Genomic DNA, 22,308 nt, shown 5'->3' with positions numbered 1-22,308 from the left:
CTTCCGCTGGGTGTCTCCCACTTCCGCAGCGTACGAGGATTCGGCCCGTTCCCCTCCCCGAAGGCGGCGATTGCTCCGGTGCCGGGGGGAAGTTGTGGGGTCACGGCATGATGGGGCGGTGATCACCATTCATCTGAAGTACGAGATCGACGTCGACAAGCTCGCGGACTTCGAGGAGTACGGGCGCCGCTGGGTCCGGCTGGTCAACCGGTTCGGAGGCACCCACCACGGCTACTTCCTGCCCAGTGAGGGCGACAGCGACATCGCCTACGCCCTCTTCTCCTTCCCCGGCTTCGCCGCCTACGAGCAGTACCGCACGGACAGCATGTCCGATCCGGAGTGCCAGGCCGCTTTCGACCTGGCGCGCGAGACCCGCTGCATCAAGCGGTACGAGCGCCGCTTCCTGCGGCCGCTCGACACCCCCGGCCTCTGAAGGGTCCGGTCCGGCGCCCGTGTGTGGCGGCAGGCAGGCAGGCAGGCAGGCAGGCACCGGGCCGGTCCGGCCCGGTCCGGCCCGCTCGGTCAGGTCACCGTTCGCGGTCCATCACACGACGGGCCGCCTCGGCCTCCGCCGCGGGCGGTGACAGCTCGTCGAGCGTGTCGAGCTCGTCGTCCGAGGCCAGCTCCCGCTCCCAGGCGGCCGCGAGCCGCTCCTGCTCCTCCGCGGGTCTGCTGGTGACGGCCTCCTGCTGCTGCGGTCCCAGAGCCGCGAGGAAACGCCCGACCGCGTCCGTCGGCATGCCGTACTCCTTCTCGCCGTGGGGGAGGGCAGCGGCGATCGCGATGCCGTGCCTGGCCCAGGATGGCGAACCGGGCCGGGGCGGGCGGCCCGACACGGCGGGTCGCCACCCGAATGCCGCGCCCGGTGCCGACCTCCCGCGGGGGACTCGTCGGCCGCGTGTCACGAGGGCGTGGAACGCGGCACGTGCGCCGGACGCTTCTCTTCCCCGGCCCGCTCCCGCTCGTGCTCCCGCTCGTGCGCCGCGGAGCGGTCCGGCCGGAGCCCGACGGCCAGGACGACCGCGCCGATCAGCGCGAACCCGCCCGTCCAGAGCGCTGCGAGGTGCATGGCGTGCGGGAAGGCGGTGTCGGCGGCCGCGGCGAGCCGGGCGTCGTGCGTGGCCGCCGCCACGTGCCGGGCGAGTTCGGCCGAGACCCGCGCCGGTTCCCGTACCGGATCCGGGAGGCCGGTCAGCGAGCCGTCGATCGAACGCCGGTGGACGACCGAGGTGATCGTGCCGCCCGCCGCGATGCCCAGCACGCTGCCGGTCTGGCGCAGGGTGCTGTCGACCGCGCTGCCCGCGCCCGGACCGCTCCAGCGGCAGGGAGCCCGGTACCGGGCCCGTGACGGGAGCGATCACCATGCGAGCGCTGTGCCCTGGACCAGCACGGCCGCCGCGTACCAGGCGATCGGTGCGGCCGCTCCGAAGAGGGCGAAGGAGCCCATCGACACGGCCGCGGCGGCCGGCGCGATCGGGGCGCCGAGCCGGACGGAGGTCCGCCGGGCCAGCCGGACGGCGATCGGGGAGCCGACGACCACCCCGAGGGCTCCCGGGAGTGCGAGGAGCGAGCCGTCCGGCGCCGCGAGGCCGAACGGGAGGCGGGACTGACGGAGGAGCGGTGCGAGGCGGCGTTCGCCTGGCTGTCGGCCATGTCGAACGCCCGCCAGGAGGCGGGGAGGAGCTGACCCGGCCCAGGGCCCCCGCTGTCGACCCGGGGCTCGGCGGGGCCGGGGGCCGTCGGCCGCCTCAGGGCGTGGACTTCCAGCCCTGCCCGTGGAGTCGTTCGAATCCCTCCAGGAGGAGGTCGAGCGCGAACTCGAACTCGAACTGGTCGTCGCACCCCTGGCCGACGACCGACCGCCGGTCGTGCGCCACGGCCCGGGCCAGTTCGGTGACGTGGGGATACCGCCGGGCCATCGCCTCGTACGCGGCCGCCTGCGCCCGCTCGTCCTGCGGTGCGGGGCCCGCCGGGTCGTCGAACAGCTCCTCGGTGAAGCCCAGCACCCGGCTGCCGAGAGCGTGCATCACGTGGTGGGTGAGGTCGGTCGAGAAGCCGCCGGCCCGGAACGTTCCGATCACCGAGTCGAGGTACGTGAGCACCGCCGGCGTCGGGCTCGTGCGCGACCGGATCACCTGAGCCGCCCAGGCGTGCGCGAGGAGGGCGCCGCGCGCCCCGAGGATCCGCCCGCGGACCGCGCTCTTCCAGTCGGATCCGGGGACCTGGCCCTCGATGCCCGCGACGACGACTTCCACCATGCCGTCCAGGAGCTCTTCCTTGTTGGCCACGTGCTTGTAGAGCGCCATCGGTACGACGCCCAGCTCCTGGGCGAGTCTGCGCATGCTCAGCGCCTCGATCCCGGCGCCGTCGGCAAAGGCCACGGCGGCGCGCAGCACCCGGTCCCGACTCAGGGGGATCCGGCGTGGTTCCTGTGGCTGCTCGGGCATGTGGGCTTCTCCTTCGATCCGTTCCGTTCCCGGGGTGCTGCGGGTGGCGTCCGTCCCGCCTTGACGAGTGTACGGCGTACACCTAGGGTGAGCGCCAAGGGTCAGGTGTACGCCGTACACCTCTGAGGGAGGGGCTGTTCCGTATGGGATCGACCAGGAGAACCGCGATCGTCGCGGGAGTGCTGTTTCTCGTCACCGAGGTCGCCGCGATCGGCGGGCTCGCGCTCTACGGTCCGGTGCTGCACGACACCGGCTACGTCCTCGGACCCGGCGCCGACCGCCAGGTGTTCCTGGGGGCGCTGTGCGAGTTCGTGCTCGCGCTGGCGGTCGCGGGCACGGGGGCCGCGCTGTACCCGGTCCTGCGGAGGCGCAACGAAGGGGCCGCCATCGGCTACGTCTGCGGGCGCCTGCTGGAGGCCGCCGTCATCGTCGTCGGCATCATCAGCGTGCTGTCGGTGGTGACGCTGAGGAAGCAGGCGGAGGGCGCGGCGGGCGCCGACGGGGCTTCCCTGGTCACGGCCGGCCAGGCCCTGGTGGCCTTCCACGACTGGACGTTCCTGTTCGGGCCGAACTTCGTCCTCGGGGCCAACACTCTGGTGCTGGCCGGCCTGATGTACACCTCGCGCCTCGTACCGCGGTGGATCGCCGTCCTGGGGCTGGTCGGCGGGACGATGATCTGCGCCTCGGCGACCGCCGTGCTGTTCGGGATCTACGAGCAGGTCTCGGTGGCGGGGTCGCTCGCGGCGCTTCCCGTGTTCGCCTGGGAGGTGACGCTGGCCGTCCGGCTGCTCGCCAAGGGCTTCGACGCGGGGGCGGGTGGCAGCGCCGCCGCCGCGTGACGGCCCTCGCCGGCTCCTGTCGGCTCGCGTCGGCTCTCGTCCTCTCTCAGGACATCCGGTCCACGCTCCACAGGGGCAGACCCCGGAAGAAGTCCACGGCCTCCGCGCGCCAGTACGGCTCCCAGGACGCGGCCTCTGCGGCGGCGGCCTCCGCGTGCCGCCGGATCTCCGCCCTGAGCCGCCGGTCCACGCCGGCGTCGCGGGCGATCTCCCTGATCCGGCTCAGGGTCTCGTCCGGGCAGCCGGGATCACCGAGCGCGGCTTCGACGAGGGCCGTGTCGGCCCCGGTCGTGGCGGCCAGGACCGCACGGACGGCATAGGTGCGGCGCCCCGAGCGGATGTCGGCCCCGGTGGACTTCGCCTCGGCCGCCGGGCCGTCGCCGTTCGGGCCGAAGAGGTCGAGGAAGTCGTCGCGCATCTGCTCGGAGATGCCCACCAGCCGGGAGTAGCGGTGCAGTCGGGCGCGGTGCGGCGCCGGATCCTCGCCCGCGGCCAGCAGGCCCATCGTCAGCGGCGCGAGGATCGAGTACCGCGCGCTCTTGAAGTCGGTGACCGTATGCAGGAACTCCTCGTCGGGCAGGGCGTGGGAGTCCCGCTCCAGATCGGCCAGCTGCCCGGCCACGGTCTCCGCCGCGGTGCGCGTGTGCACGCCGAGCAGGGCCTGGCGGAGCTCGGCGGGAACCTCGGCCTCCAGCAGCACCTGGGTGGACAGGAACGCGGCGAGGTCCCCGGCGAGTATCGCGAGCCCGAGGGCGGTGGCGTCCTGACCGGGGAACTCCCGGCGGTAGGCGTAGTACGTCGAGGGTCCGCCGCGGCGCAGGGGCGCGTCGTCGATGATGTCGTCGTGGACGAGCCCGTGGGTCTGGAGCAGTTCGATGCTCAGGGCGGCCTCCGCGAGTCCCGGTATCTCGTCGGTGGTGACCAGCCGGGCCGCCTCGTACAGCAGGACGACCCGCAGCCGCTTGCCGCCGCGCATCGAGAACTCCCGCAGGAGTTCCAGGCAGCGGGGGACGTACCGGCTGGGCACCGGGACGTCGAAGCGCTCGCCGAGGCCGTCGAAGTACTGCTCGAACCGGGCGTCGAAGCGGATCCGGTGACCGGCGACGCGTTCCAGGGTGGTGGCGGAGACGTTGACATGCATGAAGATCAGTATCGATCACGGCCCGCCTGCCCGGATCCGCTCCGGCGCGTCGACGAATCCGTTCAGCCGCCCGAGGGTGCGGCGGAGAGACAGGCCCGAAGTTCGGCTTCGCCGGAGTTCCCGCCCGTGCACATGAGCGCCACCCGCTGCCCCGCGAGGCCGTCGCGTGCCGCGAGGAGCGCGGCCAGCGGCGCGGCGGCGGCCGCCTCGGCCACCGTGCGGGCGTCACGCATGAGCAGCCACTGGGCCCACCGGATCTCGTCATCGCCGACCAGCCGGAAGTCCGCCAGATGCTCACGGAGCAGACGCTGCGTCAGCTCGAAACCCGCCCCGGTGGCCAGTCCCTCCGCCGTCGTGGTGTTCGGACGCTCGACACAGCGGCCGGAGCGCCAGGAGTCGTGCGCGGCCGGCGAGTGGCGTGACTGCACCGCGATGACGCGGCAGCGCGGGCTGATCGCGGCCGCCACCAGGCAAGCGGCGGCGGCGCCGCTGCCCCCGCCGACCGGCACGACGATCGCGTCGAGGTCCGGTTCCTGCTCGAAGACCTCCAGGAACGCGGTGGCCACGCCCGCGATCAGGCCCGGCTCGTTCGCCGCGCTGACCAGGCGCATCCCCCGCCGGGGCGCGAGCTGCTCGGCGTGGCGGCGGGCCTCGTCGAAGTCCGCGCCGCATTCGACCAGTTCGGCGCCGAGCCGCCGCACGGCCTCGGCCTTCAGGGGATTCGGGTTCTCCGGCATGACGATGGTGCAAGGGACGCGGAAGAGCGCCGCGGCATAGGCGAGGGACTGCGCGTGGTTGCCGGTGGAGTACGAGAGGACACCGCGCGCACGCTCGTCCGGGTCCATCGCGGCCAGCAGGGCGACGCCTCCCCGGACCTTGAGGGCGCCGGTCGGCTGCAGGTTCTCGTGTTTGACCAGCACACGGACCCCGGCGCCGACGGCGGCGTCGAGGGCGGGATAGGAGAGCAGGGGGGTCGGGGACAGGTGCGCGCTCTGCAGACGACGCGCGCGAAGGACATCGGAGATCGTCGGACTGTGCATGTCCTCATGCTGCGCAGGGGGCAACTCATAGGACAAATGTCAGTTTCTGATGAACTCATCGATATCATCGATGAATGTTCGACGAGAACCGCCTCCGGGTATTCGCCGCCATCGCCCGCGAGGGTTCGGTGACGGCTGCTGCCGCCGCGCTGCACTACGCGCAGCCGTCGGTCAGCCACCACCTCGCCAGGCTCGAAGCCGAAGCCGGTGTGCCTCTCGTTCAGCGGGCAGGCCGTGGCATCCGGCTGACCGAGGCCGGCCGACTGCTCGCCGATCGCGCGGAGGAGATCCTCGGCCGGATCGATTCGGCCCGGACCGAACTTGCCGCCCACGCCGGGCTCAGTGCCGGACGGGTGCGCCTCGCGGCGTTCCCCTCCGCGCTCGCCACGGTCGTGCCCACGGTGGCCGCCGCCTTCAGCGCCGCGTACCCGGACATCGAACTCGCCCTGACCGAAGCGGAGCCGCCCGAAGCCCTGGCGGCCCTGCGGCGCGGCGAGGTCGATGTCGCCTTCACCTTCCATCACGGCGACGGCCCACCCGCCGACCGCGAGGGCCACACCGTGACATCGGTCCTGCACGAGCCGGTCTACATCGTCAGCCGGGCCGGCGCATCCTGGCCCGGTCCGCGCACCGACCTCGACACCTACCGCGGACACCGGTGGATCGCCGGCTGCGAGCGGTGCCGTGCGCACCTCCTGTCGGCGTGCGGGAAGCGAGGCTTCACTCCCGAGATCGCCTTCGAGACCGACGACTACGTCGCGGCCCAGGCACTCGTGGCCGCCGGCCTCGGTGTCAGTACGCTGCCCGGCCTCGCCCTGCGCGCTCATCTCCACCCCGGCGTGAGGATCGACCGCCTACCGGACGACCACCGCTTCGTCGACGCCGTCGTCTACGGCGCACCGCCGTTCCCGGCCCCGGTCGAAGCCTTCCTGAAGGTCCTTGGGGAGACCGGCGTGGAGCCCGCGCCATGGCCCTGACGGGCCCGCCCGCCGACCGTTCGGAAGCGAAAGCGAAGGGGCTGCCGGCCCGTGCGGAGGTGCCCTGTCACGCGCCTGTGACAGTCGGCGGACAGCCTCATGAGGTTCCGCGGCCAGGCTCTTAACAGAAGGACAAAACAGGCATTTCGCCTCACGCCTTCTGGAACTTCCCCCTTCGTCGCCTCTTCATTGGAGAAATTCTCATGGCCCGCACGCCCCGCAAGCAGCGATTCGCGATGTTCGCCGTTACGGCCGCGCTCGTCACGGGAGGCGCGCTCGTTCCCACCAGCGCATTCGCCGCCCAGGCCGCGCCGCAGGCCGCCGAGGCGCACGCGAAGAGTGGTCACGGGGGCGCGGCCGGCAAGCATGAGCGGGGCGGCAAGGACAGGTCGAAGGGCAGGAAGAACAGCAAGCCCCGGGACGTGGAGAACATGCCGGGCTGCAAGTTCTACCAGGGCAAGGTGTACTGCGAGCACAAGCCCGACACCCCGAAGCCCGCTCCGGCCCCCAACCCCGCTCCCGCCCCGGCTCCGGCCCCCGCTCCTGCCCCGGACCCGGATGTTGCGGCAAAGGAAAACCCGGACCGGGTTCCGGCCCCCGACGCGGGCGGGTTCGGCATCGAGCTGAAGCCCTGACCCGCGGTTCGGAACGCGCTCTATCGCGAGGCGGGCTCGCGGCTGATGGCCGTGGCCCGAAGCCGAGGACCTCAGGGCTCGCACAGACGTACGGCGAGGGCGGCGATGTCGTCGTCGAGGCGTCCCTTGCTGTGGCTGAGGAGGTCGCGGTGCAGCGCCGTGAGCAGTTCGTCGGGCGGTGTCGGGGGCTGTCGACGCATCCAGGCCGCCAGCGGGAAGAACTCGCCGTCGCGGGCACGGGCCTCGGCGATCCCGTCGGTGTAGAGGAGCAGCAGGTCGTCGGGGGCGAAGCCGAAGCTGTCGACGCTGTAGTGGTCGCCGATCAGCTCGGCGAGGCTGAGCAGCGGAGAGGGGGTCGTGGACTCTAGGGTGAGGACGTTCCCGCGGTTCAGGAGCATCGGCGGGGGGTGTCCGCAGTTGAGGATGTCGATACGTCTGCCCCCGTGCGGGATCTGGACGAGAAGAGCGGTGGCGAACCGCTCCAATGGCCCCTCGGGAGGAAAGGCGCCGTTGTAACGGGTGCTGCTGGCGTCCATCCGGCGGGCGACGTCGACCATGTCGGGCTCCCCGTACGCGGCCTCCCGGAAGGCGTTCACGATCGCCGCGGCCGCCCCCACCGCGGGCAGGCCCTTGCCCCGCACGTCACCGATGAGCAGCCTGACCCCGAAGGGCGTGTCGACCACCTCGTAGAAGTCCCCGCCGATGCGGGCCTCGGCGGCGGCCGCGAGGTACAGCGACTCGATCTCGATGCCGCCGAAGCGGCGGGGCAGGGGGCTGAGTACCACCTGCTGCGCCGCGTCGGCGACGAGCCGTACCTGGAAGAGGGTGCGTTCCCGCTGGAGCCGGACATGGCTTCCGTACGCGGCGGCCACGGTGACCGCGATGATCCCCGCGGCCGTCCACCACGTCCCCAGGTCGGGGAAGACGAAGCTGAGGCCGATCATCAGGATGAGACAGACCGTCCCGAGCAGGACGGTGGGCAGCACCGGCCACATGGCGGCGGCAAGGGCCGGCGCCGCGGGCAGGAGACGACTGAAGGCCATTTCCGGCGGAGTGTTGTACGCCAGGCTGGCGATGACGACGGTCAGGATGACCGGCGACAGCCGCACAAGTCTTCCCGGGCCAGGGCGCCTGCGTAGCCGCGGCCGTCCAGACTCGATCACACTTCACAGGATATCTACGTAATCGGGTCATAGCGCTCTGACGGTCGGCGGTCGGCCGCCCGCCCCGGATCGTGCGGCCACTGTCGCGGGTGCTTCGGGATCGCGTGGCCGCCGGCCGTCGTGTCAGCCCCGACAGGCAGGCCGACCAGGCAAAACGCCGGGTGTTCAGCCGTGTCGGACGTGTCCTGTGCGTGCTCCTCGTCGTGTACGGCGAGGGCTCTGCGACGTTGCCTGCCCGGTTGCGGACAGTTCCTGTCCGCAAGGGCGAATGAGTCCGGCGCCGGGAACCGTTCGCAGTGGACTTCTTCAGGTACCCGCTCAGATCGGAAAACGGCGCACCCGATAGCGCAGGTGAAGCACCCGGCTGCCCTGAATCACCGCGTCAGGACCCTCCAGCAGGTGCTGCGCGTGGACCGAGCCGAAGTAGCGCTTGCCGGACCCGATCACGACGGGTACGAGGTCCATGCGCACCTCGTCGATCAGGCCCGCGGCAAGCACCTGGCCACCGACGTCGCCCGCGGCGACCTCGACGATGCGGTCACCCGCAAGCTCCTGCGCCTTGGCCATGGCTGCCTCGACGCCGTCGACGAAGTGAAACGGCGCCTCGGGGTCCCAGCCCTCGGGCTCCGGCCGGTGCGTCACGACGACCACGTGGTCGATCCCGCCCGGCGGCTTCCCGTCCCAGCCGTCCGTCAGGTCGAAGACGTGGCGGCCGACGATCGTGACTCCGATCTGGTCCCAGTACGGCCGGGTGTAGTCGTAGGACGTCTGCGACACCTTCAGCTCGCCGCTCTCGTCCAACGGGACGTCACCGCTGGACAACCAGTCGAACAGCGGTCCGGGCCGGTCATTCTCGTCCGCGACGAAGCCGTCCACCGACACCGAGCCGTACATGACCACCTTGCCCACGAGGCTCTCCTCTGCTTTGGGGTGCCCCAAATTAGCGTGTCGTGAGCTGTCGCCGCCCCGCGGTCAAGAAGGGCCCGGCAGGCCAATGGGCGACGTCCTGGATGGTCGCCTTCGACCTGCCGGCCCCGGCCCCCTCTGCCGCTCCGGACCGGTCGGACCCGGATGCTGTTCCGTGTTGCTCCAGTGGGCTGACGTGGGGCATACGAAGTGCCACGATGATCCGTGCTTCAACAGTGTGCCGGACGGGACGCGGTGAGTGCGGTGACAGCGTGTCCCGGAGGCAGCCCTACCCCACGAAAGGGCGGACACCCCATGCGCGTCACCCCCCTCGTATCGTCCTTACCCGGCGACCAGGGCTCGGCCGCGGACGATCCCATACAGCTCTATTACAGCCACAAGACGCAGGAGATCCTGCACAAGTACGGCCCGGGCCCCCGTGTCCACTTCCACGTGGGTCTGTATCCGGACGGCCCGCCGGACAGTACCGCCCCCCAGAACGTGCTGAAGCAGCGCATGCTCGACGCGCAGGAGCGGATCGTCGAGCACGCGGCCCGGTCGTGGGGCGCGTACGACGTGCCGCCCCGGCGCCTGCTGGACATCGGCTGCGGCCTGGGCGGGACGTCGCTGTACTGGGCGCAGGAGCACGGAGCATCGGTCACCAGCCTCACCGTCGCGGCGGAACACATCCCGATCGTCCGGCACTTCGCCCGGCACGCCGGGGTCGGCGAGCGGGTGAATCCCGTACTGGGGGACGTGCACGACCTGGACGAGACCGGTGCGTACGACGCCGTCTACGCCAACGAGAGCAGCGGCTACACCGACCGGACCCGACTCTTCGAGGTCGTCGCCAAGGCGCTGGAGCCCGGTGGATGGTTCGGGATCCAGGAGCACTTCGTGGGCCGCTCGGCATGGCGCGAGTTCATCGACGGCTACTACAGAACGCGACTGGGGCTGAGAGGGGAATACCTCGCCGCAGCCGAGGCGGCCGGGTTCGAACTCGTGCACGAGGAGGACGTGACGGACTCGGTGGCGGAGTTCTGGGTGCAGTCCATGGCGTGGAACACCGCCGAACTCGACCGGCTCCGCGCGGACGCCGATGCCCGGCCCGGTGCCTGGACCGGCGAACGGCTCGAACAGTCGACGCTCGCGCACAGCAGGTTCTTCCGGCTCTGGCGTGACCACGCGGTGCAGACGCGGCTGCTGCACTTCCGGATCGGGGGCCGCCGATGACGACGTCACCGGCACCGCCGCCGCGCCCCTCGCTCCTCGGTACGCGCCTGCCGTCCTTCTACTGCCCCCTGGAGCGCGACCTCGTCCATCCCGAGGCGAAGCAGGTGGAGGCGCTGGCGGTCGAGTGGCTGGACGCTTTCGGTGTCTACCCCGATCCGGTCGAGCGCGCATGGGGTCTCGCCACCCACAGCGCCGACTTCTCCAGCCGCATCATCCCCGGGGGGAACGCGGAGGCCCTCCTGCTCTTCACCGAATGGAACTACTGGGCCAACGCCGTCGACGACTGGCAGGACTCGGGTTCCGACGAGGTGGGGACGGGTGCCGTCGTCGAACACGGCGTACGTCTGCTGCGCACCATCGAGGACCCGGGAGCCTCGGTGCTGCCCGACGGACCGATGACCCGTGCACTGCTGGACCTGGTGCGCCGCACCCATGCGATGCTCACGCCCTACGAGCTGCGCAGGTTCGCCGAGGGGACGCGCGACTGGCTGCTCGGAGCGGCCTGGCGGGCCGCCCGGGCCGAGGCCGGGAGCATGCCGTCTCTGAACGACTTCGTCGCCATGGGGCCGCTGGCGAACGGTACGCGCTTCTCGCTGACCTGGTCCGACGTCGCACGCGGGGACCGCCTGCCGGCGGAGGTGCTCTGCTCCCGCGCTCTGACGGTACTGACGGATGCGGCGGGATTCGTCGTCAGCGCGGACAACGACCTGTTCTCCTACGACAAGGACGACCACCTGGAGCCGAGGGAGGTGAATCTCGTCAATGTCCTCGCCCACCAGGAGAACTGCTCGCCCGCCGAAGCCGTGCCGCTCGCGGTGGCCCTGCGTGACCGGGTGATGGTCCGCTTCATGACGCTGCGGGCCCACATGGAGGCCGGCGCGAACGCGGAACTGCGCCGCCACCTGGCGGCGTTGGGACACTACGTGGCCGGCTCCATCGCCTGGCAGACCCGGGCACCCCGGTACGCGAGCCCGCGCAACCGGCACGAACTGCCCCTGGCGGAAGCCCGGTTCGCGATCCGGTACGCCGACGTCCCCAGCTTCGCCGGGACCGAGCCGCCGGAAGTGCCGGCACTCGCCTCCTGGTGGCAGCGGGTGCACGACTGAGTGATACCGAGGGGCCCCGGGCGCTGAGCCCGGGGCCCCTCGGCCCGGAAGCCGGAAGCCGGAAACCGTCAGCAGAAGCCGAGAAGCCGAGCGGCCGTCAGCCGAGGCCGAGCAGTCGCCGCCACCAGCTGACGCCGCGGCGGCGGCGACCCGCCACCGCGGGCGCGGCCGTCGGCTGCGGCGGGACGGGCGCGTGCACGGGGTGCCCGGCCGGCTGCTCGTCCTGGGGCTGAGCGTTCGGTACGGGGCGCGGGGCGAACCGTACCGGCAGGGACAGCAGATGGCGGGACATGAGGGTGCCGCGCCATTGCAGCTCGCTCGCGTCGACCGCCAGCTGGAGGTCGGGCAACCGGTCCAGCAGGACCTCGATGCCGGTGTCCGCGATGGCACGGCCGATGTCCTGGCCCGGGCACTCGTGCGGGCCGCTGCTGAAGGCGAGGTGGGAACGGTTGCCGTGGACGGAGGCCGCGGGATCCGGCCGGATCTGCGGGTCGGCGTTGCCCGCGGCCAGCCCGAGCAGGATCATGTCGCCGGCCTTCACCTCCCGGCCGCCGAGCACGGTGTCGCCGGTGGCCCAGCGCCCGATGATCGTGTTGATCGGCGGGTCGTCCCACAGGACCTGCTCCAGGGCGTCGGGCAGCGTCATGTGGCCTCCGGAGAGGCTGGCCCGGAAGCGAGGGTCGGTCAGTACGGTCCGCAGCGTGTTGGCGATCAGGTTGGCGGTGGTCTCGTAGGCCGCGATGAGCACGACCCGCAGGTGCATCAGCACTTCGGTGTCGCTCAGGTTCGCGGGGTGCTCGATCAGCCAGGACGCGAGGTCGCGCACGGGCCTGGCCTTGCGCTCCACGACGAGGTGTTCCAGCGTGGCGGTGACGTAGCGGTCGCTCTGGAGGGCCGTCTCGGTCCCCTGGAGCATGTCGCGCGCCGCGTTGACCAGCAAGGGTCCGTGCTCGTCGGGTGCCCCGATGAGCTGGGTCATGACCAGCATCGGGAGCTGGTCGGAGAAGGCGGACACCAGGTCGGCGTACCCCTCACCCGCGATCTGGTCGACGAGCTGGTTGGCGAAGCGGGTCACGTAGCGGCGGATGCCGCGCTTGTCGAAGCGCTCCAGGGACTCCACCACGGCCGAGCGCAGCCGCTCGTGAACGGGCCCGTCGGTGAAGTTGCACACCGGCACCCAGGAGACCATGGGGCCGAGCGGGGTGTCGGCCGGCACCCGGCCCTCTTTCATGTCGCGCCACCCCCGCGGGTCGCGGGCGAAGCGCGAGGACGTGCGTGCCACGTCCAGGTTCTCCCGGTGGCCGAGGACCAGCCAGGCCGGAAGGTCCCCGCTCACGAGTACAGGGGCCACCGCCCCGTGTTCGGCCCGCAGTTTCTCGTACAGCGCGAGGGGATCGGCCTGGGCCTCCGCCCCGTGGAGGCGGTACAGGCCGCCGGCGGTCGCCGCCGCCGCGTGGGCGGGGCACTCGGGCGGTGGGGTGGGGCTGTTACTCACATTGCCTCCTGGGTGGCTGCCTGGGAGTGCAGGTAGCGCATGAGGGTCAGCAGGACATCGCGGGACGAGTCCCGCCGTCTGGCATCACAGACGAGGATCGGGACCGCGGGGGGCAGATCGAGGGCCTGGCGCAGCTCCTCCAGCGGATGCTCGGGTGCGCCGGGGAAGGAGTTGACGGCCACGACGAAGGGGACGCCCCGCTCCTCAAGCCGTCCGATGACATCGAAGCTGATCTCCAGCCGGCGGGTGTCGAGGAGCACGACCGCTCCGAGCGCGCCCTCGAAGAGCCCGCGCCACAGGAACCAGAAACGCTCCTGGCCAGGTGTTCCGAACAGGTACAGGACGAGCTCGTCGTTGATGCTGATGCGGCCGAAGTCCATGGCGACGGTGGTGGTGATCTTGCGGTCCACGCCCCAGGTGTCGTCTACGCCGACGCCGGCCCGGGTCATCGTCTCCTCGGTCGTCAGCGGCTTGATCTCGCTGACCGCACCGACCATCGTCGTCTTGCCCACGCCGAAGCCGCCGACGATGACGACCTTCACGGCGGCCGCGGCCGTCTGCGGGAGTATGTCCGCCTCGCGTGGCCCGGCGGGCGGGTCAGAGCTTCTGAAGTCCATCGATCACTGCCTCGATCAGAGCAAGGTCGGGTAGCTGTGCGGCGGGAACGGGCGGACGGACGTACACACGTCGAGCGGCCATCAGGTCCCCGACCAGCACGGTGACGACGCTCACGGGCAGGCCCGCGTACGCGGCGATCTCGGCCACCGACAGCGGTGACCGGCACATCCGCAGGATGGCCGCCTGCTCGGGCTGCATCTCGGGCCGGGCGGACCCTTTGGCCACGACTAAGGTCACGAGGTCCAGATGGACGGCGGTGGAGGGTCCACTGCGTCCGCCGGTGATGACGTAGAGCCGTTCGGGGCTGCCGTCCTCCCAGCTTGCGGGCGGCTCATTCACGCGGGTTGCCCGTCATGTCGGGGCGGGCTGCTCAGGTGGTCCCCCATTCGGGTCACCAGGTTGCGCATCTGCGCGCCCATCAGCCCCGCGTCCACGCCCTCGTCGGCGAGGACCGCGAGGTAGGAGCCGTCGCCGGCGGCCATCAGGTAGAAGAACCCGCCGTCCATCTCGATCACGACCAGGCGCATCCTGCCCTCGGAGCGGGGCAGTTCCGCGGCCACCGCTCCGGCCAGGCTCTGCAGGCCCGCGCAGGCCGCCGCCAGGCGGTCGGCCGTGTCGGTCTCGGCCCCGTACTGCGCCACGCAGAGCCCGTCCGCGGACAGGACGATCACGTGCCGCGTCTGCGGCACTCCGGCGGCCAGGTCCTTGAGCATCCAGTCCATGCTGCTGATTCGCTGAGTCATCATTGCTTACGCCCCCTTGGTCGCTGAACCCGACGTTCCTTCGGTGCCCGGCACATCGTGGCCGGGGGTGCCGGACAGTCCGCTGTGGAACGCCTCCAGCCACATTCCGGGGCCGCCGTCGTCCGCCGACCGGGGCTCCGCGGCCGGCCGGGCGTCGGCGGTGGTCACACGGTCCTTCCGGCGCCGCTGCGGCAGGCCGGTCGCGGTACGTGCGTCGGCCTCCGGCTGCCCGGCGCCGACGGGCGCGGGCCTGGGCGCCGGAGCCGGCCGCGGCGCGGGCGCGCCCACGCCCGCCGACGAGCGGTCGAAGGGGTGCTCGCGCGGTGTGGCGGCCACGGCCCTGGGCCCCGAGGAGGAGCCGATGCCGTGGGCGAGCCCGGTCGCGGAGGACGCCGTCGTGATCAGGTGCTGCGGCACGATCACCACGGCGCGGACGCCGCCGTACGCGGACGAGCGCAGGGACACCTGGAACCCGTACGCCTGTGCCAGCCGGCCGACCACCGCCAGACCCAGCCTGGGCGTCTCGCCCAGGTCGTTGAGGTCGATGCCGGACTGCGCCTGGGCGAGCATCTTCTCCGCCCGGCTGCGGGCCTCCTCGCTCATGCTCAGGCCGCCGTCCTCGATCTCCACGGCGATGCCCGACTGCACCTCGACGGCCGTGAGGTGGACCCGGGTGTGCGGCGGCGAGTAGCGGGTGGCGTTGTCCAGCAGCTCCGCCAGGGTGTGGATCAGCGGTTCCACGACGGGACCGACGACGGCGACCTCGGAGACCGAGTGCAGCTCCACCCGCTGGTAGTCGATGATCCTCGACATCGCGCCGCGCATCACGCTGTACAGGGTGACGGCCCTGCTCCACTGGCGGCCGGGGCGCGCGCCGCCGAGGACCGAGATGGAGTCGGCGAGCCGGCCGATCAGCGCGGTGCCGTGGTCGAGCCGCAGCAGGTCGCCGAACACGTCCGGGTTGGTCCCGTGCCGGTCCTCCATCTCGCGCATCTCGTGGGCCTGCTGATGGACGATCGCCTGCACGCGCCGGGCGACGTTCACGAAGGCCCGCTGCGCCGAGTCGCGCAGGCTCTCCTCGTTGTCGACCGCGTCGACGACGTGGGCCAGTACAGCCTGGAGGGCGGCTCTGAAGCGCGGGGTCAGGGCCTCGTCGTCGCCCCAGCGGCTGCCGTGGCCGCCGCGCCCTCCCAGGGCGGTCAGCACCTCCTCGGCCAGCTCGCCCTTGCGCAGCCGCTCGATGGCCTCGGGCAGTACCGACCGGGACAGCCGGGCCGCCTCGGTCTCCTGCCGGGCCAGGGCGTGCTGGAGAGCCGCGACCTGGGCGCGCCCGGCGGCGAGCGCGCGGCCGCGTCTGCGGGCCTCGACGAAGACCGCCGCGGTGCACACGGCGCCGACGGCGATCAGGACGGTGCCGAGCGGTCCCGAGGAGGAAGCGAGCGCCCCTACCAGGCAGGCGGCGGCCACGACCGCGATCGCGGGCAGCATCCGGCTTGCTCTTCCCTCCAGGCGGGCACTTTCGGGGGGCGTACCTCTTTGCTCCATCGGCGTCCTCGAACTATCGAAAAGGGGGGCCTTCTGACCGGTGGGCGGGAGCATAACTACGCCCAACTTCCCTGATGGGGCCTTTCGTTGGAGTTCATCGGACCGGAGGAACCGTTATGCGCCATCGATGACGTCGAATTCCGGCGAGGATCCGGGCCCGCGCGCGGCGCGCGGTGGCGTAACGGGAGGTGGGCGGCGCGCCGGACCCGTTCGGCGCGCGGGAATCCGCGCGCGCATTCCGATCGGTTCCGGCCGCACCCCTCGGCTCGCGGGTGGCGACCGGCACCGAAATGCGCTACGGGGCGCCGGGGCCGGCCGTACCGAGGCCGGTGAGCAGGACGTCGAGGGCGAGGTCGGTCGCCTCGTCCAGCGGCGTGTCCTCGAGAAGGGAGCCGACGGCCAGGGCCGCGAGGCCGTGCACCACGGAGAAGGCGACCTGGGCGAGCCGGGCCGGGTCGCCGGCCCGTACGACACCCTCCTGCTGCGCGAGGGCGATCAGTTCGGCGGCGATCTCCAGGCTCTGGTGGCCGAGCTCGCGGAGTTCGGCGCTGGAGTGGTCGGCGTGCTTGGCCGTGAACATCAGGCTCAGCAGCGGGGCGTGCGCGACGGCGAAGCCGATGTACGCGCGGCCCATGCGGGCGAGCCGGGCGGTGACGGGGCCGGGATCGCCCACGGCGGCCCGGAGGCGCTCGTTGAGCCGGGTGAAGCCGCCCACGGCGAGCGCGTCCAGCAGCGCCTGCCGGTCGCGGAAGTGGCGGCCGGGCGCCGCATGGCTGACGCCGAGGTCCCGCGCGAGGGCGCGGAGGGAGAGGCTGTCCGCCCCCGAGGCCGTGAGCACGGTCTCCGCGCGCGCGAGCAGGGCCTCCCTGAGATTGCCGTGGTGATAGGGCGCATCGGCGTCGGCCAAGGCGGTCTCCTCCCTCGATGTTGTCATTGACAACAATGTTTGCTCTGTCTACATTCAAGTATCGACCATCAACCGGAGTCCCGGAACGGAGCGCCGACCCATGTCTATGACATACCGCGGAACCACAGCCCTGATCACCGGGGCGAGTGCAGGCCTCGGCGTCGAGTTCGCCCGGCAGTGGGCCGAACGCGGAGCGGACGTCGTCCTCGTCGCCCGGCGCGTCGACCGGCTGGAGGAGCTGGCGGCGGACCTGGAGCGCCGGTACGGGGTCACGGCCCGCCCGATCGCCGCCGACCTCGCCCGGCCCGGCGCCGCGGCAGCGCTGCGCGCGGAGCTCGACGCACTCGGCGTACCGGTCCACACCCTGGTCAACAACGCGGGCTTCGGCACCCACGGCCCCTTCGCCGGCGAGGACCCCGCCCGGATCAGCGAGATGATCCAGCTCAACGTGCTCGCGGTCACGGAACTGACCAGAGAGTTCCTGCCCGGCCTGACGGCCGACGGCCGGGGCGCCCTCGTCACCGTGGCCAGTGCGGCCGCCTACCAGCCGACCCCGGCGATGGCGGTCTACGGCGCCACGAAGGCCTTCGTCCTGAACTTCACCGAGGCCGTCGCGTACGAGACGCGCGCCTCCTCCCTGCGGGTGCTCGCCGTCTCGCCGGGGCCGGTCCGCACCGAGTTCTTCGACGTCGTCGGCAGCCGGGACGCCGCCGTGGGCCGGATGGCCACCCCGGAGCAGGTCGTCACCGCCGCGCGCCGGGCGCTGGAACGCGGCAAGACCCCGCCCAGCATCGTCGTCGGCCTCGGCAACCGGCTCTCCGCCGCCGCGTCCGCTCTGGCCCCCCGCCGCCTCGCACTGACCGTGGCAGGGCGCGCCCTCAAGGCGTGACGAGACGGCCTGAGCGCCGGAGGGCGGGCCGTCACAGGGGTGACGGCCCGCCCTCCGGTACTTCGGGGAGTGCGAACGGAGCCGGACGCTCCCCCGTGGACGTCCGGCTCCGGCCCCCTCGGGTGACGTCGGGCAGGTCTACCAGGCGGCGCGGCAGTTCAGCAGCTTGGTGGTGCCGACCTTGCGGTCGCAGGCGTAGGCCTTCACGTCCTTCTTGTTCTTGAAGGTCCAGCTCTTCGTGCCGTTGACCACCGCCACGTAGTTCTTCACCGGGTGCCAGGCCCCGTCCTTCCAGTCCTGGTAGGCCAGGGCCAGGACGGCCTCGTAACCGTCGCCCGCCACCTTGTCCTTGGCGGTGGAGCCCTGGAACGACCCGGAGTAGAGCTTCTCGCCGGTCTGCGGGATCGTTCCCGACACGTGGTACTCGTAGGTGCCGCTGATCTCGGCCTTGCCGCTGGTGGAGGTCTGGTAGAAGCCGATGGTGGCCGCGCTCGCGGTGCCCGCCAGCCCGATGACGAGGGCCGAGGCGACGGCGGAGGCTCCGACGAGCGTGCGCTTCACAAGAGTGGTCATGGCTGTCTCTCCCTTTCTCAGGGAATCGGAATTCGATGGGTGCGCCGCCGCCACGGTGTGCCCCGGCGGCCGGCCAGACAGAAAGCTAGGCGGGCGGGGGGCCGCCCGGCGGCACGCACCGGGATGATTCGGGCCTCCACCCGGTGCGGGTGGCGGACATCCCGGCTGCAACCGCGGCGGTAGCCGGACCATGCGCACGTGGTAGGGCCCGGTCCTGCGGCAGGCCCATGGCCCAGCCGCCTGATGGCCCGTAGGCTGCGCCGATGCACGCTGGATCGGGATTCCTCGACAGGCTCGGGGGAAGGCACCGGCCGCTGGCGGTCGACTCGTTGCTCGCGCTGGGATACGTCGGCGCCGGGCTGTTGCTGGGGCAGGAGCAGCCGCCGGCCGGATGGCGGTCCGTGGACGGACTGGGGGCGGTCCTGACCGCCCTGGTGGGCCTGGTCATGGTGGCCCGCCGCCTCGCGCCGGTCGTGGTGTTCGGCGCCAGCAGTGCGCTGTGGACCGTGTTCATCGCCTGCGGGTACTGGCCGGTGGTCAATTCGATGCCCTCGCTCCTGGGCCTGTACACGGTGGCGGCGACCCGTCGCCCCCGAACCGCGCTCGTGTGCGCGGCCGTTGTGGCGGGGGTGTGGGTGTACGCCGGGATCGGCAACATCGAACACAGTTCCATGCCGACCGTCCTCGCCCAGGCGGTCCTGTTCCCGGCCGTCGTCCTCGTCGTCGGACGCGGCTCGGGAGCACTCGCCGAACGGAACAGGCAGTTCGCCGAACTGACCTCCCAGCTGCGCGGACAGCAGGAGGAGAACGCACTCCGGGCCCTCACGGAGGAGCGGGTGCGCATCGCGCGGGAGCTCCACGACGTGGTCGCACACCACATGTCGGTGATCTCGCTCCAGGCGGGCATGGCCTCGTACGTGTTCCCCACGGACCCGGCGGCGAGCCGGCGGGCCCTGGACACCATCGCCGACACCAGCAGGGAGGCACTGGAGGAGATGCGCCGGATGCTCGTACTCCTGCGCGTCGGCCAGGAAGGACAGCCGGACGGACAGCGCGACGGACAAGGGGAGGACGGCGCCGCCGCCTACGCCCCGGCCCCCGGGCTCGACCTTCTGGACCGGCTGCTGGAGCGGGTACGGGGCGCGGGGGCCGAGGTCACCATGGAGATCACGGGATCCCCGATCCGGCTTCCGCAGGGCATGGCGCTGTGTGTCTACCGGGTGGTCCAGGAAGCGCTGACGAATGTGCTCAAGCACGCGGGACCGACCCGGGCGGCCGTGACCATCCGTTACGAACGCCGCACCATCGTGGTGCGCGTGACGAACGAGGGAGGCGACAACTTCCAGCCAAACAGGGAGATGTCACCTGGTCACGGCTTGATCGGCATGAGGGAGCGCGCGAAGATCTACGGCGGGTCGGTCACCGCCGGCCCCCGCGCCCTCGGCGGATTCGAGGTACGGCTCACCCTTCCGGCGCCCACCACCAGTGACCGGCCGGGGGGTCTCCCGGCCCCGGGCACCGGGGACGTCCATATCCGATGAGGACCGAATTCCCCGATGCCCACGGTACTGGTGGTCGACGATCAACTGCTCATCCGTGCCGGACTGGTGTCCCTGCTGAACGCCGCGCCGGGGCTCTCCGTGGCCGGCGAGGCGTGCGACGGGGAGGAAGCCGTCCGGCTGGCCGAGGCCACCGCCCCCGATGTCATCCTCATGGACCTCCGGATGCCGGGCACCGACGGCATCACCGCGACGCAGCGCATCCTTCGCCGCGCGGGTGACACGGGCGGCACACCCCCGAGGATCCTGGTGCTGACCACCTTCGACCTCGACGAATACGTCTACAACGCCCTGCGTGCGGGCGCCTGCGGGTTCCTGCTCAAGGAAACGCCTCCCGAGCGGCTGGTCGCCGCCATCCATACCGTCGCCTCGGGAGACATGCTCTTCGCGCCGACCGTCACCAGGCGCCTGATCGAGGCGTACCACCCGGGGCCGACACCGCCGGGGGCGATCGCCCCGGACTGGCACACCGTGACGGGCCGTGAGCGCGATGTCCTGCGTCTCGTGGCCACGGGCGCGACGAACACGGAAGTCGCGCAGCAGCTCTTCATCAGCGAAGCCACCGTGAAGACCCACCTCAACCGCGCGATGGCCAAACTCGGGCTCTCCAGCCGGGCCCAGGTCGTCGTCTTCGCCTACGAGACGGCGCTCGTGACGCCGGGTGGCCCGACGAGCCTCCCCGGCTCCGACCCCGCTGCGGGCGGGCCGGGCTGAGCGTCCGGGGGAGTCCCGCGCGGCGGCCTCCCCGCCCCCACAATGAAGGCCGGCGAGCAGGAGGGAAGCGGGCATGGCGGACGAGCAGGCCTCGGTGCGGGTGGAGCGGGACGGCCCCGTGTACACGGTGATCCTGAGCAGGCCAGGAGTACGCAACGCCGTGGACGGACCGACGGCGGCACAACTGGCCGATGCCTTCCGGGATTTCGAGGCCGATGAGGACGCGGCCGTCGCCGTGCTCTGGGGCGAGGGCGGAACGTTCTGCGCGGGCGCCGACCTCAAGGCCATCGGCACCGAGCGCGGCAACCAGGTGCTCGCCTCCGGCGACGGACCCATGGGGCCGACCCGGATGCGGCTCAGCAAGCCGGTGATCGCGGCCGTCGCGGGGCACGCGGTGGCGGGCGGCCTGGAGCTGGCCCTCTGGTGCGATCTGCGGGTCGTGGAGGAGGACGCGGTGTTCGGTGTGTTCTGCCGCCGCTGGGGCGTCCCCCTGATCGACGGTGGTACGGTCCGGCTGCCCCGCCTGATCGGCGAGAGCCGGGCCATGGACCTGATCCTGACGGGCCGTCCGGTCCCGGCGGCCGAAGCGCATGCGATCGGGATGGCCAACCGCGTCGTCCCCACGGGCCGATCGAGGGCGGCCGCGGAGGAACTGGCCCGCGAGATCGCCGGGTTCCCCCGGATCTGCCTGCGCCACGACCGGTTGTCCGTCCTTGAACAGCACGGACTGGCCGAGGAGGACGCTCTGGCGGGGGAGTTCCGGCACGGCCTGGTGCCACTGACCGCGGGTGAGACCCAGGCCGGAGCGGGCCGGTTCGCAGCCGGGGCGGGCCGACACGGCACCTTCGGGCCGTAGCGGGTGCCCGGGACCCGCGGCTTTCGACGATCGTCCTGGCCGAGGTGTGGCGCCTGCCACAACCGGCCCCGGGAACCCGGCCTCCGGCGGCTCCGACCCCTGTCGTAGAGCGGCGTATCGGCCGAGCGATCGGAAGGAACCATCGGATGAACCGCAGGAACGTGCTCCGGGCCCAGGTCGCCGTCGGCGCCGCGGCCGCGCTGGGAGGTGCCGCCGGGGTGGCCGCGGCGGCGGAACCGCGATCCGCCGGCAAGCCGGCGGGACCTTTACGCGTGCACGTCGTCATGTACGAGGGTGTGGAGGAGCTCGACTTCGCCGCGCCCTACGAGGTCTTCGCGGCCGCCCGGTTCTTCACCGACCGGGAGGTCGACGTCCGCTACGTCAGCGCCTCCGGGCCCGGCGTCGTCCGCGCGGCCTACGGCACGCAGGTGAACGTGGAGCACGCCTGGGCCCCGCGCACCGCGGACATCCTCCTCGTGCCCGGCGGCGGATACGCGCGCCGCGACAGCCCCGGAGTGTGGGCCGAGATCCGCAGCGGCGTCCTCCCGGGGAAGCTGGCCGCGGCCGTCCGCCCCGGCCTCACCGTCAGCGCCGTCTGTACGGGCACCATGCTGCTGGCCGCCGCCGGGCTGACCACGGGGCGCCCCTGCACCACCCACCACAAGGCGCGCCCCGACCTGGAGAAGCAGGGCGGCCTCCTGAAGAACGCCCGTGTGGTGGACGACGGCGATCTGGTCACCGCGGGTGGCATCACCAGCGGGCTGGACCTCGCCCTGTGGCTCGTACGCCGGGAACTGGGTGCCGACGCGGCGACCGGCGTGGAGGCCATGCTCGAATACGAGGCCCGCGGCACGGTGTGGACGCCGCCCGCGTCCGGGCGGCCGTAGCCGGACCGCCGTAGTCGGCGGTCACGGCGGGTCAC

Annotated in this window: 26 protein-coding genes; 11 read left to right on the top strand and 15 right to left on the bottom strand. The window is 72.0% G+C overall.

Going from position 1 to position 22,308, the window contains the following annotated elements; translation table 11 throughout:
• The first annotated feature begins 118 nt into the window (after positions 1-118).
• The gene (locus tag ACFY0D_RS11165) at positions 119-433 is read left to right on the top strand and encodes an NIPSNAP family protein (protein ID WP_314245039.1); all 315 of its coding nucleotides are present in this window, start codon (positions 119-121) and stop codon (positions 431-433) included.
• A 94-nt stretch (positions 434-527) separates the two neighbouring features.
• On the opposite strand, the gene ACFY0D_RS11160 is transcribed toward ACFY0D_RS11165, so the two are convergent.
• From ACFY0D_RS11160 to ACFY0D_RS11145, 4 genes are all read right to left on the bottom strand, one after another.
• The gene (locus tag ACFY0D_RS11160) at positions 528-740 is read right to left on the bottom strand and encodes a hypothetical protein (RefSeq protein ID WP_390798056.1); all 213 of its coding nucleotides are present in this window, start codon (positions 738-740) and stop codon (positions 528-530) included.
• 161 nt (positions 741-901) lie between these two features.
• Complete coding sequence (locus tag ACFY0D_RS11155) at positions 902-1,261, bottom strand: hypothetical protein (RefSeq protein WP_390798055.1); 360 nt, start codon at positions 1,259-1,261, stop codon at positions 902-904.
• Positions 1,262-1,357: 96 nt separating this feature from the next.
• Positions 1,358-1,540 carry a hypothetical protein gene (locus tag ACFY0D_RS11150; RefSeq protein WP_390798054.1) on the bottom strand — a complete coding sequence of 61 codons (183 nt, stop codon included), beginning with the start codon at positions 1,538-1,540 and terminating at the stop codon, positions 1,358-1,360.
• A gap of 208 nt (positions 1,541-1,748) precedes the next feature.
• Entirely contained in the window at positions 1,749-2,447 is a 699-nt protein-coding gene (locus tag ACFY0D_RS11145; RefSeq protein WP_390798053.1) for a TetR/AcrR family transcriptional regulator C-terminal domain-containing protein, read from the bottom strand.
• Positions 2,448-2,590: 143 nt separating this feature from the next.
• Here ACFY0D_RS11145 and ACFY0D_RS11140 point away from each other — a divergent pair, with 143 nt between their 5' ends.
• Positions 2,591-3,286 carry a DUF4386 domain-containing protein gene (locus ACFY0D_RS11140; protein ID WP_390798052.1) on the top strand — a complete coding sequence of 232 codons (696 nt, stop codon included), beginning with the start codon at positions 2,591-2,593 and terminating at the stop codon, positions 3,284-3,286.
• Between the two features lie 46 nt (positions 3,287-3,332).
• Here ACFY0D_RS11140 and ACFY0D_RS11135 read toward each other — a convergent pair whose 3' ends face one another.
• A complete protein-coding gene (locus ACFY0D_RS11135; RefSeq protein ID WP_390798051.1) occupies positions 3,333-4,427 on the bottom strand; it encodes a polyprenyl synthetase family protein in 1,095 nt (364 codons plus the stop codon).
• 62 nt (positions 4,428-4,489) lie between these two features.
• Complete coding sequence (locus ACFY0D_RS11130) at positions 4,490-5,467, bottom strand: threonine/serine dehydratase (RefSeq protein ID WP_390798050.1); 978 nt, start codon at positions 5,465-5,467, stop codon at positions 4,490-4,492.
• A 74-nt stretch (positions 5,468-5,541) separates the two neighbouring features.
• Between ACFY0D_RS11130 and ACFY0D_RS11125 the strand changes: the two genes are divergently transcribed.
• Both ACFY0D_RS11125 and ACFY0D_RS11120 read left to right on the top strand, forming a co-directional pair.
• Positions 5,542-6,444: a LysR family transcriptional regulator gene (locus ACFY0D_RS11125; RefSeq protein ID WP_390798049.1), complete on the top strand. Its 903-nt coding sequence runs from the start codon at positions 5,542-5,544 to the stop codon at positions 6,442-6,444.
• A gap of 203 nt (positions 6,445-6,647) precedes the next feature.
• Positions 6,648-7,079, top strand: a complete 432-nt coding sequence (locus ACFY0D_RS11120) for a hypothetical protein (RefSeq protein WP_390798048.1) — start codon at positions 6,648-6,650, stop codon at positions 7,077-7,079.
• 71 nt (positions 7,080-7,150) lie between these two features.
• On the opposite strand, the gene ACFY0D_RS11115 is transcribed toward ACFY0D_RS11120, so the two are convergent.
• Positions 7,151-8,188 carry a PP2C family protein-serine/threonine phosphatase gene (locus tag ACFY0D_RS11115; protein WP_390798047.1) on the bottom strand — a complete coding sequence of 346 codons (1,038 nt, stop codon included), beginning with the start codon at positions 8,186-8,188 and terminating at the stop codon, positions 7,151-7,153.
• A 372-nt stretch (positions 8,189-8,560) separates the two neighbouring features.
• Positions 8,561-9,151: a dihydrofolate reductase family protein gene (locus ACFY0D_RS11110; RefSeq protein ID WP_390798046.1), complete on the bottom strand. Its 591-nt coding sequence runs from the start codon at positions 9,149-9,151 to the stop codon at positions 8,561-8,563.
• Between the two features lie 312 nt (positions 9,152-9,463).
• Between ACFY0D_RS11110 and ACFY0D_RS11105 the strand changes: the two genes are divergently transcribed.
• Together ACFY0D_RS11105 and ACFY0D_RS11100 are read left to right on the top strand one after the other, a co-directional pair.
• Positions 9,464-10,381: an SAM-dependent methyltransferase gene (locus ACFY0D_RS11105; RefSeq protein ID WP_390798045.1), complete on the top strand. Its 918-nt coding sequence runs from the start codon at positions 9,464-9,466 to the stop codon at positions 10,379-10,381.
• Positions 10,378-11,487, top strand: coding sequence for a hypothetical protein (locus ACFY0D_RS11100; protein ID WP_390798044.1), 1,110 nt, complete (start codon positions 10,378-10,380; stop codon positions 11,485-11,487). Before ACFY0D_RS11105 ends, ACFY0D_RS11100 begins: the two co-directional genes overlap by 4 nt.
• Before the next feature lie 97 nt (positions 11,488-11,584).
• On the opposite strand, the gene ACFY0D_RS11095 is transcribed toward ACFY0D_RS11100, so the two are convergent.
• From ACFY0D_RS11095 to ACFY0D_RS11070, 6 genes are all read right to left on the bottom strand, one after another.
• Positions 11,585-12,982 carry a cytochrome P450 gene (locus ACFY0D_RS11095; RefSeq protein ID WP_390798043.1) on the bottom strand — a complete coding sequence of 466 codons (1,398 nt, stop codon included), beginning with the start codon at positions 12,980-12,982 and terminating at the stop codon, positions 11,585-11,587.
• Positions 12,979-13,599, bottom strand: coding sequence for an ATP/GTP-binding protein (locus ACFY0D_RS11090; RefSeq protein ID WP_314245026.1), 621 nt, complete (start codon positions 13,597-13,599; stop codon positions 12,979-12,981). The genes ACFY0D_RS11095 and ACFY0D_RS11090 overlap by 4 nt, the downstream gene beginning before the upstream one ends.
• Positions 13,580-13,939 carry a DUF742 domain-containing protein gene (locus tag ACFY0D_RS11085; RefSeq protein WP_390798042.1) on the bottom strand — a complete coding sequence of 120 codons (360 nt, stop codon included), beginning with the start codon at positions 13,937-13,939 and terminating at the stop codon, positions 13,580-13,582. Before ACFY0D_RS11085 ends, ACFY0D_RS11090 begins: the two co-directional genes overlap by 20 nt.
• On the bottom strand, positions 13,936-14,346 hold the full coding sequence (locus tag ACFY0D_RS11080; RefSeq protein WP_373037725.1) for a roadblock/LC7 domain-containing protein: 411 nt from the start codon (positions 14,344-14,346) through the stop codon (positions 13,936-13,938). The genes ACFY0D_RS11085 and ACFY0D_RS11080 overlap by 4 nt, the downstream gene beginning before the upstream one ends.
• Positions 14,347-14,349: 3 nt before the next feature.
• Positions 14,350-15,831: a sensor histidine kinase gene (locus ACFY0D_RS11075; RefSeq protein WP_390798041.1), complete on the bottom strand. Its 1,482-nt coding sequence runs from the start codon at positions 15,829-15,831 to the stop codon at positions 14,350-14,352.
• A gap of 352 nt (positions 15,832-16,183) precedes the next feature.
• Complete coding sequence (locus tag ACFY0D_RS11070; protein WP_390798040.1) at positions 16,184-16,822, bottom strand: TetR/AcrR family transcriptional regulator; 639 nt, start codon at positions 16,820-16,822, stop codon at positions 16,184-16,186.
• Positions 16,823-16,895: 73 nt separating this feature from the next.
• Here ACFY0D_RS11070 and ACFY0D_RS11065 point away from each other — a divergent pair, with 73 nt between their 5' ends.
• A complete protein-coding gene (locus ACFY0D_RS11065) occupies positions 16,896-17,684 on the top strand; it encodes an SDR family NAD(P)-dependent oxidoreductase (protein ID WP_390798039.1) in 789 nt (262 codons plus the stop codon).
• Positions 17,685-17,822: 138 nt separating this feature from the next.
• Here the strand turns inward: ACFY0D_RS11065 and ACFY0D_RS11060 are convergent, their stop codons facing one another.
• On the bottom strand, positions 17,823-18,257 hold the full coding sequence (locus tag ACFY0D_RS11060) for a hypothetical protein (protein ID WP_390798038.1): 435 nt from the start codon (positions 18,255-18,257) through the stop codon (positions 17,823-17,825).
• A gap of 263 nt (positions 18,258-18,520) precedes the next feature.
• Between ACFY0D_RS11060 and ACFY0D_RS11055 the strand changes: the two genes are divergently transcribed.
• The 4 genes from ACFY0D_RS11055 (at position 18,521) to ACFY0D_RS11040 (ending at position 22,273) form a co-directional block, all read left to right on the top strand.
• Positions 18,521-19,798 (top strand): sensor histidine kinase, encoded by a 1,278-nt coding sequence (locus tag ACFY0D_RS11055; protein ID WP_390798037.1) that lies wholly within the window; start codon positions 18,521-18,523, stop codon positions 19,796-19,798.
• Between the two features lie 15 nt (positions 19,799-19,813).
• Positions 19,814-20,530, top strand: coding sequence for a response regulator (locus ACFY0D_RS11050; protein ID WP_390798036.1), 717 nt, complete (start codon positions 19,814-19,816; stop codon positions 20,528-20,530).
• Positions 20,531-20,603: 73 nt separating this feature from the next.
• Positions 20,604-21,386 carry a crotonase/enoyl-CoA hydratase family protein gene (locus ACFY0D_RS11045; RefSeq protein ID WP_390798035.1) on the top strand — a complete coding sequence of 261 codons (783 nt, stop codon included), beginning with the start codon at positions 20,604-20,606 and terminating at the stop codon, positions 21,384-21,386.
• 146 nt (positions 21,387-21,532) lie between these two features.
• Positions 21,533-22,273: a DJ-1/PfpI family protein gene (locus ACFY0D_RS11040; protein ID WP_390798034.1), complete on the top strand. Its 741-nt coding sequence runs from the start codon at positions 21,533-21,535 to the stop codon at positions 22,271-22,273.
• The last annotated feature ends 35 nt before the right edge of the window (positions 22,274-22,308 follow it).

This window comes from Streptomyces sp. NPDC001502, from assembly GCF_042894785.1.
GTDB classification, from domain to species: Bacteria; Actinomycetota; Actinomycetes; order Streptomycetales; family Streptomycetaceae; genus Streptomyces; species Streptomyces kutzneri.
This window is presented reverse-complemented; position numbering and strand designations above follow the sequence as displayed.

What these genes read in the sequence shown, in the direction of transcription:
- ACFY0D_RS11160 (WP_390798056.1), bottom strand. Translation starts at nt 740, where the DNA reads ATGCCGACGGACGCGGTCGGGCGTTTCCTCGCGGCTCTGGGACCGCAG.
- ACFY0D_RS11145 (WP_390798053.1), bottom strand. Translation starts at nt 2,447, where the DNA reads ATGCCCGAGCAGCCACAGGAACCACGCCGGATCCCCCTGAGTCGGGAC.
- ACFY0D_RS11140 (WP_390798052.1), top strand. Translation starts at nt 2,591, where the DNA reads ATGGGATCGACCAGGAGAACCGCGATCGTCGCGGGAGTGCTGTTTCTC.
- ACFY0D_RS11135 (WP_390798051.1), bottom strand. Translation starts at nt 4,427, where the DNA reads ATGCATGTCAACGTCTCCGCCACCACCCTGGAACGCGTCGCCGGTCAC.
- ACFY0D_RS11130 (WP_390798050.1), bottom strand. Translation starts at nt 5,467, where the DNA reads ATGCACAGTCCGACGATCTCCGATGTCCTTCGCGCGCGTCGTCTGCAG.
- ACFY0D_RS11125 (WP_390798049.1), top strand. Translation starts at nt 5,542, where the DNA reads ATGTTCGACGAGAACCGCCTCCGGGTATTCGCCGCCATCGCCCGCGAG.
- ACFY0D_RS11120 (WP_390798048.1), top strand. Translation starts at nt 6,648, where the DNA reads ATGGCCCGCACGCCCCGCAAGCAGCGATTCGCGATGTTCGCCGTTACG.
- ACFY0D_RS11105 (WP_390798045.1), top strand. Translation starts at nt 9,464, where the DNA reads ATGCGCGTCACCCCCCTCGTATCGTCCTTACCCGGCGACCAGGGCTCG.
- ACFY0D_RS11100 (WP_390798044.1), top strand. Translation starts at nt 10,378, where the DNA reads ATGACGACGTCACCGGCACCGCCGCCGCGCCCCTCGCTCCTCGGTACG.
- ACFY0D_RS11090 (WP_314245026.1), bottom strand. Translation starts at nt 13,599, where the DNA reads ATGGACTTCAGAAGCTCTGACCCGCCCGCCGGGCCACGCGAGGCGGAC.
- ACFY0D_RS11080 (WP_373037725.1), bottom strand. Translation starts at nt 14,346, where the DNA reads ATGATGACTCAGCGAATCAGCAGCATGGACTGGATGCTCAAGGACCTG.
- ACFY0D_RS11075 (WP_390798041.1), bottom strand. Translation starts at nt 15,831, where the DNA reads ATGCTGCCCGCGATCGCGGTCGTGGCCGCCGCCTGCCTGGTAGGGGCG.
- ACFY0D_RS11070 (WP_390798040.1), bottom strand. Translation starts at nt 16,822, where the DNA reads ATGACAACATCGAGGGAGGAGACCGCCTTGGCCGACGCCGATGCGCCC.
- ACFY0D_RS11065 (WP_390798039.1), top strand. Translation starts at nt 16,896, where the DNA reads ATGTCTATGACATACCGCGGAACCACAGCCCTGATCACCGGGGCGAGT.
- ACFY0D_RS11060 (WP_390798038.1), bottom strand. Translation starts at nt 18,257, where the DNA reads ATGACCACTCTTGTGAAGCGCACGCTCGTCGGAGCCTCCGCCGTCGCC.
- ACFY0D_RS11055 (WP_390798037.1), top strand. Translation starts at nt 18,521, where the DNA reads ATGCACGCTGGATCGGGATTCCTCGACAGGCTCGGGGGAAGGCACCGG.
- ACFY0D_RS11050 (WP_390798036.1), top strand. Translation starts at nt 19,814, where the DNA reads ATGCCCACGGTACTGGTGGTCGACGATCAACTGCTCATCCGTGCCGGA.
- ACFY0D_RS11045 (WP_390798035.1), top strand. Translation starts at nt 20,604, where the DNA reads ATGGCGGACGAGCAGGCCTCGGTGCGGGTGGAGCGGGACGGCCCCGTG.
- ACFY0D_RS11040 (WP_390798034.1), top strand. Translation starts at nt 21,533, where the DNA reads ATGAACCGCAGGAACGTGCTCCGGGCCCAGGTCGCCGTCGGCGCCGCG.